The organism is Tahibacter caeni (assembly GCF_024609805.1).
Taxonomy (GTDB): Bacteria; Pseudomonadota; Gammaproteobacteria; order Xanthomonadales; family Rhodanobacteraceae; genus Tahibacter; species Tahibacter caeni.
Genome location: NZ_JANFVR010000207.1, coordinates 1 through 8,476 on the forward strand (window position 1 = coordinate 1; position 8,476 = coordinate 8,476).

An 8,476-nucleotide genomic window follows, 5' to 3' on the forward strand; every position below is an offset into this window, starting at 1 on the left:
CGCCGCCGGCCGTAGCCCGGTCGGGCCGCTGCCCGCGCCGCAGGCGGCGCCGGCGGCGACCGTCCGCCGGGCCGGACGCGCTCTTGACTCGACGCAGCGCCGGGCGCAAAAGCCAGTTCCGGCATCACCACCATCGGAAGGGACACTCGTGATGAACCCCATCGCATTCGGCGCTGCTGCCTGGCTGCTGGCCCTGTCGTCGTCGCCGGTGCCGGCCGCGACACCGGCGCCGGAATTCCTGCCGCTGGCCGGCAGCAAGCACCCGTCACAGGCCAAGGGCGGACCGATCATGCGGTCAGTCGGGACGCAGACCATGGCCGCGCCGCTGATCAGCGAAGTCCGCGCCGTTCCCGGTCCCGACGGCAGCATCCGGATCCGCTGCCGCGAATTGCCGAACCCCGGGCGGCACGACGCAGACCGCCATGCCGGTCCGGGACCGCAGCGATGAGGGCGCGCGCGCTCGCGGCGCTGGCGGCCGTCGTTCCGTGTCTGGCCCTGGCCGAGCCTGGCATCGGTTTGCAAAGCGGCCAGCCGGCCAGTTTCCTGATTCCGGGCTCGAGCTTCTCGACCTCGTACTACGTCGACGTGCATCCCGGCGACGCGCAGTTGCAGGTGCAGCTCGACAACCTCGGCAACGACGACGTCGACGTCGTGCTGCGCTACGGCACGCCGTTCGCCGACCGCACCGCCAATGAAGGCGCGGCGCCGGACGCCGACCTGTTCCTCGACTACGCGCACTACTGGGGCCTCAGCGCCGGCGGCGACGAAAGCATCCTCGTGCAGAAATCCAGTCCGATCCCGCTGCGCGCCGGGCGCTGGTACATCGCCGTGCTGAACCAGACTGGCCAGGCACAGAACCTGACCCTGACCGCGACCTTGCGCGACAGCGTGCCGCCGGCCGCGATCCAGTTCGTCTACGTCGGCAGCGGCAGCTGCACGAACCAGGGCTGGTTCGACGGCACGCCGGCGACGCCGGTCGACGGCAACCCGGGCACGACGCTCGGCGAGCAGCGCCGCAACGCGCTGCAGAAGGCCGGCGACCTGCTGGCCGCACAGCTCAAGCTGCCGGTGCCGCTGCGCGTCAACGCCTGCTGGGAGCCGCTGGGCGGCAATCGCGACGAGGGTGCGCGCATCGCTCAGGCCAGCCCCAACGGCTTCGCCTACGACAGCGCGGATTTCAGCCTGCCCTGGCTGCCGGACAAGTACACCTGGTATTCGGTCACCGAGATGGTCCGTCTCAGCGGCACCCCGCAGTGCGGCACCTTCGGCAACAGCTGCAGCACGCCGGACATCGAGACCACGTTCAACAGCGACATCGATCCGCCGAACAACGTCGTCGGTGCGCCGTTCTATTACGGCTACACCGGTGCGAACAAACCCGCGCGCTCGATCGACTTCATCACGACGACGATGCACGAGCTGACCCATGGACTGGGCTTTCTCGGCCTGGTCAACACCGATGCGGGCAGCGACGAGCCGCTCGGCGCCCGCGCCGGCGCGCGCGACGGCACGCGCTACGACGACGCCTTCAGCCGCCAGCTCGTCGCCGTCGACGCGCGGGCGCGCACCTACAAGCCCTTCCTCGGCGTGGATACCAGCGACGCGGAACGCGCGGCCGCGCTGATCTCCCAGGACGGGCTGCGCTGGGCCGGCATGGAAGCCGTGACGTCGCCGCGCAACGAGAAGCGCAACGAGCCCATGCCGGACAATTTCCCGCTGATGTTCGCGCCCTGCGATCGCGAGGCCGCGAACGATCCCTGCTCCACCCTGCCCGGGTCGACCTTGTCGCACACGGTGCAGCCCGGCGATCTCATGAACGCGTACGACAACGGCGCGTCCAACCGTGATCTCGGCCTCGCTCTGCCCATGCTCGATGCGCTGGGCTGGTCCAACGCCGATGCGCCGGTGCCGACCTACGCCGCGCCCGTCGCAGGCAACTGGTACGACCGCACGCGCGGCGGCCACGGCCTGGACTTCCAGCTGTATTCGCGCGACGCGGTCAACGGCGATCTGTACTTCGTGATTTTCTATACCTTCGAAGACGACAGCCAGCCCGAGTACTACCTCGGCCTCGGCCGCCTGATCGACGGCAAGTTCATCGGCGCCAAGCAGGCCAACGGCATCGCGCTGATGCGCCTGCGCTACAACGCCGCCTCGCATCGCACGGTGATCGACCGTGCGTCCGCGGGCCAGCTGTTCATCGATTTCAACCAGGCGGCGCAGTCGCCGGTCTGCCGCAGCACCGACCGCGGCGGCGCCAGCACGCTGGCGGTCATGAAATGGTCGATCCGCGGCGAGGGCGCGACCTGGTGCCTGGAGCCGGCGGTGCCGGCCTCGGCGCACACCACGCCGGATTTTTCCGGCCACTGGTACGGCGGCAATCCCGACGATCTGGGCTGGGGCATGGAGCTGCTGAGTCTCAACGGCCCGGGCGGCCAGAGCCGGCTCGTCGCGGTCGTCTACTACCCGGATCTGCAGGGACGTTCGCGCTGGGCGATCACCGCACTCAGCGACGTCGATCTCGCGAACACGCCCGCGTTGACCTTGAATGAAGTCACCGGCTACTGCCGCACCTGCCCGGTACCGGCCGGAGGCACGACGACGCGTGCGGTCGGCACGATACGCCTGAAACTGACCCGACCCACGCGCGTGGAGCCGGCCGACGGCGTCAATCGCGTGAGCATCGCGATCAGCATTCCGGGCGTAGCCGACTTCCGCCGCGACGACGTGCCGCTGACCTTGCTGTCGGCGCCGCCGGGCCAGTAGCACGCAACGAGAAACGGCGTGCCTGAAGACACGCCGTTTCTCGTTCGGCGAAGAGCCGCTCAGTTCCTGCGCAGGCTGTCGATCAGCGCGTCGGCGAAGGTGTCGGTGCTGCCGCTGCCGCCGAGGTCCGGCGTGACGCGGTCCTTGCGGCCGACCACGTCGCGGATTGCGGCGCGCACGCGCTGGGCCTGATCCTCGAGGCCGAGATGGCCGAGCATCTGGCAGGCCGCGAGCAGCAGCGCGCAGGGGTTGGCGACGCCCTTGCCGGCGATGTCCGGCGCCGAGCCGTGCACGGCCTCGAAGATCGCCGCATCGGTACCGATGTTCGCGCCCGGCGCAAGGCCGAGGCCGCCGACGAGACCGGCACAGAGATCCGAAATGATGTCGCCGAACAGGTTGGTCGTGACGATGACGTCGAACTGCTGCGGGTTCATGACCAGCTGCATGCAGCAGTTGTCGACGATCATCTCGTTGCACTGAATCTCGGGATATTCGCCGGCCACTTCGCGCGCCACCTTCAGGAACAGGCCCGAGGTGGTCTTCATGATGTTGGCCTTGTGCACGATCGTGACTTTCCTGCGTCCCTGGCGGCGCGCCAGCTCGAACGCATAGCGCACGATGCGCTCGGAACCGCGGCGCGTGACCTTGATCTGCGAATGGGCAGTGTCGCCGTCCTCGGACAGGGTCTGGCCCTCGGACCCGTAGGCGCCTTCGGTGTTCTCGCGCACGGTGATCAGGTCGATACCGTCGTAGCGCGCCTTGGTGCCCGGAATCGTGATCGCCGGACGCACGTTGGCGTAAAGGTCGAAGCGCTTGCGCAGCTCGACGTTGAGCGACGAGAACCCGCCGCCGATCGGCGTGGTCAGAGGTCCCTTGAGCGCGACGCGGTGACGTGCGATCGCATCCATCGTCGCCTGCGGCAGCAGCTCGCCGCAGCGCTCCTGCGCGGCCATGCCGGCGTCGACGAACTCGTAGGTCAGACCGGTCTTCAGCTCGTCGATCACGCGCAGGGTCGCGTTCATGATTTCCGGTCCGATGCCGTCGCCGCGGATTACGGCAATAGTCTTGCTCATGCGGGGGATACTCCAGAATGCCGGCTTGTCTGCGGTACAGAAAACTCCGCATTATCGGAGATGCCCCTCCAGCGAACAACTTTCGCCGTATGCGACCTTGGTCCGTATTTCGTGCCGCCACCGCGCTCGCCGGCTGGCTGGCCGCCGCGTTCGCCGGCACGGCAGCGCAGGCTTCCGAGCCCCTGCTGGCGCCGTACAGCGACAGCCCGGAACTCAAGATCGAAGCCGTGGCCGGCGCGACGCCACGACTGCGCCTGCAGGGGGTCTGGCCGACGCCGTGCCTGCCGACGGTCGAGCAGGTCCGGCTCGACGGCAGCGACCTGCGCATCGAGCTGCGTTCGAAGAAACCGCTGTGCACGCGGGCCGGCGTGCCGTTCGATCTCGACGTCGACCTGACCCGCCCAGTCGGCAAGCAATGGCCGGCCGCTCCGCTGCGCGTCAGCGTGCTGGCGGCCAACAGCGTGACGGCGGAGGCGCAGCTGCGCGGCTTCGCACTGATCGCGCCGCAGCCGGGCCCGCGCGCGATACCGGCGTCGGGCCTCTGGTGGCCGCTGCCCGAGGCCGACGCGAGCAACCCGATGGCCGGCACGGGCTTCAGTTTCGAGGTCCAGGGCAACACGATCGCCGTCGCCGTGCTCGGGCGCACCGGCAACGGGTCGATCTGGTATTTCGGCACCGGCAAACTGCGCGGCCGCACCGTCGAGCTCGATCTCGTCGCCGCGCCGCAGGCCGGCACAACGACGCCGAGCGCCGGCAATGACGCCGTGCTCGCGCTGGACTTCGACAGCAACGGCCGCGCGACCGCCTGGCTCGGCTATTACGAGCGCAGCGACAACCAGCCCGTGCTGCGCCAGCAGACCTTCGTGCTGGCCCATCTGCCGTTCGCCGAGCGCACCGACGGCACCGCCTGGCAGGGCGACTGGGTGCTGCTCGGCGCGACGCCGGGGCAGCCGCGCAGCGCGCGCCAGCTGCGCCTGGACGCGACCAGCTTCATCGCCGTGGCCAACTACCGCATCAGCGGCGACGACGGCTCCGTGCTCAGCTGCGAACGCGATCCGGAGGCGGCGAAAGTCGCCCCGCCGAAGCGCTGCCGGCTCAACGCCGCGAACGGCACGCTCATCGCCGAGTTCGACTCGATCGACATCAACCGGCTCGACGGCTACGCACCGGACCGCACGCCGGTGCAGTTGATCCGCGTCGACAAGCGCTAGCCGCGCCGCGTCAGCCGGCGGCGTGGTCGTGCGGCGGCGGCGCTTCGGCCCGGGCCGCTTCGAGCTGGTCGAGGAAATCCACGGCGCGGCGCAGATGCGGAATCACGATGGAGCCGCCGACGACGAGGCCGACGCTGAACACCTCGAAGAATTCGTCGCGGTTCACGCCGGCCTCGCGGCACTGGGCCACGTGATAGGCGATGCAGTCGTCGCAGCGCAGCACGAGCGACGCGACGAGACCGAGCATTTCCTTGGTCTTCACATCGAGCGCGCCGCTCTTGTAGGTTTGCGTGTCGAGCGCGAAGAAGCGGCGCACGACCTGGTTGTCCTCGGCCAGGATGCGCTCGTTCATGCGCTTGCGGAATTCGGTGAACTGGCGGACGCGATCCTCGCTCATGCGGCGCTCCCGAGCAGCTGAGCCAGCCGGCCGCTGCGGTCGGCGGCGACGAGGTCGTCGTGCCCGCCGACGTGCTGGCCGTTGATGAAGATCTGCGGCACGGTGCGCCGGCCACCGCTGCGCTGGAGCATCTCGTCGCGCAGGGCCGGATCGCTGTCGATGCGGATCTCGCTGTAGTCCAGGCCCTTGGCCTTGAGCACGTTCTTGGCGGCGACGCAGTACGGGCATATCGCCGTTGTATACATTTCTATCCTGGCCACGGAATTCTCCACGTCGGCGCCGGGGAATTCCGCCGCCGTCTCGGTCGGCGACATTGTGGGGACGGAAACGCGTTCGGCAAGAGCGGCCGCGGCCGTGCGGAGCCGGCCGCCCCGCAACCCCAGGTGAACGGCGGCCCCGTGGATTGGCCGCGGGAACCTTCGCTGGGTTAATGTGTCGCAGCCATTCTCCCCCGCTGTACCGTCCCGGCCATGCGAAACTGGTTCATCGCCCTGCTGAGTCTCTGCGCCGCCGGCCCGGCGGCGGCACGCGAATCCGGCGTGCGCCTGCCCGACATCGGCAGTTCCGCGAGCGCGATCATGACGCCGCAGGAGCAGCGCGCGTACGGCGCGAGCATGCTCCACGAGATGCGCTCCTACACCCTGGTCCTCGACGACCCGCTGCTCGTCGACTACCTGAACGCACTGGGCTATCGCCTGGTCGCCCACAGCGACAAGCCCGAACAGGCCTACACCTTCTTCGTCGTGCGCGATCCGGCGATCAACGCGTTCGCCGCGCCCGGCGGCTACATCGGCGTCAATGCCGGCCTGATCACGACGGCGGTCGACGAGGGCGAAGTCGCCGCGGTACTCGCCCACGAAATCGCCCACATCAGCCAGAACCACCTGCTGCGCGCATTCGAGGATTCGCAGAAGGCGTCGCTGCCGATCGCGCTGGCCATGCTCGGCGCGATGATCGCCTCGCAGGGCGCCAGCGGCGACGGCGCCGAGGCCGCGATGGTCGCCGGCACGTCGCTGATCCAGCAGCGCCAGATCAATTTCACGCGCAAGGACGAGATCGAGGCCGATCGCGTGGGCATCCAGACCCTGGCCCGCGCCGATTTCGACCCGCAGTACATGGCCAGCTTCTTCGCGCGCATGGAGCGCGCGCTGCGCCCGGGCGCCGGCGACCGCGGCATTCCCGACCTCCTGCGTACCCATCCGGTCAACACCGACCGCATCAGCGACGCCAAGGCCCGCGCCGACGCGCTGGCCGAGGAACAGAAGGCCGCGCGCGCGCGCAGCCGCAGCCTGCCGCCGGTCCCGCCGGGCTACCGGCTGAACCCGCCGCGCACGGACGACCTGTCGCCGCTGCCCAAGCTCGACACGACCGTCGTCACGGCCGACGCGAACCTGTATTTCCTGCTGATGCGCGAACGCGCGCGCGTGCTCGCGGCCGACCAGCCCAGCGCGCTGATCGCCTACTACACCGGCAACCGGCGCGAACCCGGCAGCGTCGCCGCGGCCGCGGCGACCTACGGCCACGCGCTCGCGCTCTGGCGCGTCGGCCAGGGCGACAAGGCGCGCGAGCTGCTGGAACCGCTCGTCGCCGAGGCGCCGGGCCTGCTGCCCTACCAGCTCGCGCTGGCCCAGGCCGAAGCCCAGTCCGGCCGGCGCACCGATTCGCTGAACCGCTACGAGCGGCTCGTCGCCAATTCGCCGTCCAACCGCGCCATCGTGCTGGCCTATGCGCAGACCCTGATCGAGGACGGCAAGTTGGCCAGCGGCCGCCGCGCCCAGGACCTGCTGCGGCCGCTGATGGCAGAGGAAATCGACGATCCGGAGGTCTACCGCGTGTTCGCGCGCTCGGCCGAGCTGGCCGGCGACAAGATCCGCGCCGCCGAGGCCTATGCGGACGTGGCCCTGCTCAACGGCCGCCTCGAGGACGCGATGAACCAGCTACGCTCGCTGACCGAGCGCCGCGATCTCGACTACTACCAGCGCGCGCGCGTCGAGGCGCGCATCGCCGAAGTCACGCCCTACGTGCTGGAGCTGCGCCGCCGCGGCATCAAGCCGCGCGACCAGGGCTATCTGGCACCGGCCTTTTCCTGCCGGGATTCAGACTCTTGTGCATCGATGTCATTGAGGCGTAACAATCCTGCATTGCAATAACGCCGCTGTCACGAAAGCGTCGCGCCGCGGCGCAACCCGCGTGCAACCGTGCAAAAACGCATCCTCATCGTTGAAGACGAAACCGCGATCCGCGACATGGTCGCGTTCGCCCTGCGCAAGGCCGGCATGGATCCGGTCCATGCAGCCGACGCGCGCATCGCCCAGTCCGCGATCGCCGAACGCGTCCCGGACATGATCCTGCTGGACTGGATGCTGCCGGGCATGAGCGGCCTCGAATACGCGCGCCGCCTGCGCAAGGAGGAGCTCACGCGCGAAGTGCCCATCATCATGCTGACCGCGCGCGGCGAGGAAGGCGACCGCGTCAACGGCCTCGACGCCGGCGTCGACGACTACGTCGTCAAGCCGTTCTCCGCGCGCGAGCTGATCGCCCGCATCAAGGCCGTCATGCGCCGCACCCACGGCGACGAGGGCGACGGCGTGGTCGAGCTCGGCGGCCTTCGCATCGACGGCGCCGCGCACCGCGTCTACGCGGGCGACCAGACCGTGCAGATCGGCCCGACCGAATACCGCCTGCTGCATTTCTTCATGACCCACGCCGAACGCGTCTACTCGCGCAGCCAACTGCTCGACCAGGTATGGGGCGGCAGCGTCTACGTCGAGGAACGCACGGTCGATGTGCACATCCGCCGTCTGCGCAAGACGCTGGAACCGTACAAATTGGAAAACCTCGTCCAGACCGTACGCGGCGCCGGCTATCGCTTCTCGGTAACGCCCTGAGCGCCGTCCGCGCCAGCGCCGGCGGCGTCCACCCGTGAACGGCCGCGTCGAGCGCGCGTTCGCGCTGAGCCTCTGGCGCGCCGCCGGCATCTTCGGCGTCGCGCTGCTGCTCGGCGCCGTCGCCGGCGGCCTGGCCTGGTG

Annotated in this window: 8 protein-coding genes; 5 read left to right on the forward strand and 3 right to left on the reverse strand. The window is 69.5% G+C overall.

Annotated elements, in window-relative coordinates:
• The first annotated feature begins 151 nt into the window (after positions 1 to 151).
• Together NON22_RS16085 and NON22_RS16090 are read left to right on the forward strand one after the other, a co-directional pair.
• Entirely contained in the window at positions 152 to 448 is a 297-nt protein-coding gene (locus NON22_RS16085) for a hypothetical protein (protein WP_257387961.1), read from the forward strand.
• On the forward strand, positions 445 to 2,766 hold the full coding sequence (locus NON22_RS16090) for a hypothetical protein (protein ID WP_257387962.1): 2,322 nt from the start codon (positions 445 to 447) through the stop codon (positions 2,764 to 2,766). The genes NON22_RS16085 and NON22_RS16090 overlap by 4 nt, the downstream gene beginning before the upstream one ends.
• Positions 2,767 to 2,825: 59 nt before the next feature.
• Here NON22_RS16090 and NON22_RS16095 read toward each other — a convergent pair whose 3' ends face one another.
• Positions 2,826 to 3,839, reverse strand: a complete 1,014-nt coding sequence (locus tag NON22_RS16095; protein WP_257387963.1) for an isocitrate dehydrogenase — start codon at positions 3,837 to 3,839, stop codon at positions 2,826 to 2,828.
• An 89-nt stretch (positions 3,840 to 3,928) separates the two neighbouring features.
• Between NON22_RS16095 and NON22_RS16100 the strand changes: the two genes are divergently transcribed.
• Positions 3,929 to 5,050: a hypothetical protein gene (locus tag NON22_RS16100; RefSeq protein ID WP_257387964.1), complete on the forward strand. Its 1,122-nt coding sequence runs from the start codon at positions 3,929 to 3,931 to the stop codon at positions 5,048 to 5,050.
• A gap of 10 nt (positions 5,051 to 5,060) precedes the next feature.
• Here NON22_RS16100 and NON22_RS16105 read toward each other — a convergent pair whose 3' ends face one another.
• On the reverse strand, positions 5,061 to 5,447 hold the full coding sequence (locus NON22_RS16105) for a carboxymuconolactone decarboxylase family protein (RefSeq protein ID WP_257387965.1): 387 nt from the start codon (positions 5,445 to 5,447) through the stop codon (positions 5,061 to 5,063).
• Positions 5,444 to 5,707: a glutaredoxin 3 gene (grxC, locus tag NON22_RS16110; protein WP_257387966.1), complete on the reverse strand. Its 264-nt coding sequence runs from the start codon at positions 5,705 to 5,707 to the stop codon at positions 5,444 to 5,446. The genes NON22_RS16105 and grxC overlap by 4 nt, the downstream gene beginning before the upstream one ends.
• Before the next feature lie 210 nt (positions 5,708 to 5,917).
• Here grxC and NON22_RS16115 point away from each other — a divergent pair, with 210 nt between their 5' ends.
• On the forward strand, positions 5,918 to 7,597 hold the full coding sequence (locus NON22_RS16115; protein ID WP_257387967.1) for a M48 family metalloprotease: 1,680 nt from the start codon (positions 5,918 to 5,920) through the stop codon (positions 7,595 to 7,597).
• Between the two features lie 48 nt (positions 7,598 to 7,645).
• Positions 7,646 to 8,335: a phosphate regulon transcriptional regulator PhoB gene (gene phoB / locus NON22_RS16120; RefSeq protein WP_257387968.1), complete on the forward strand. Its 690-nt coding sequence runs from the start codon at positions 7,646 to 7,648 to the stop codon at positions 8,333 to 8,335.
• The last annotated feature ends 141 nt before the right edge of the window (positions 8,336 to 8,476 follow it).

What these genes read in the sequence shown, in the direction of transcription:
- NON22_RS16085 (WP_257387961.1), top strand. Translation starts at nt 152, where the DNA reads ATGAACCCCATCGCATTCGGCGCTGCTGCCTGGCTGCTGGCCCTGTCG.
- NON22_RS16090 (WP_257387962.1), top strand. Translation starts at nt 445, where the DNA reads ATGAGGGCGCGCGCGCTCGCGGCGCTGGCGGCCGTCGTTCCGTGTCTG.
- NON22_RS16095 (WP_257387963.1), bottom strand. Translation starts at nt 3,839, where the DNA reads ATGAGCAAGACTATTGCCGTAATCCGCGGCGACGGCATCGGACCGGAA.
- NON22_RS16100 (WP_257387964.1), top strand. Translation starts at nt 3,929, where the DNA reads ATGCGACCTTGGTCCGTATTTCGTGCCGCCACCGCGCTCGCCGGCTGG.
- NON22_RS16105 (WP_257387965.1), bottom strand. Translation starts at nt 5,447, where the DNA reads ATGAGCGAGGATCGCGTCCGCCAGTTCACCGAATTCCGCAAGCGCATG.
- NON22_RS16115 (WP_257387967.1), top strand. Translation starts at nt 5,918, where the DNA reads ATGCGAAACTGGTTCATCGCCCTGCTGAGTCTCTGCGCCGCCGGCCCG.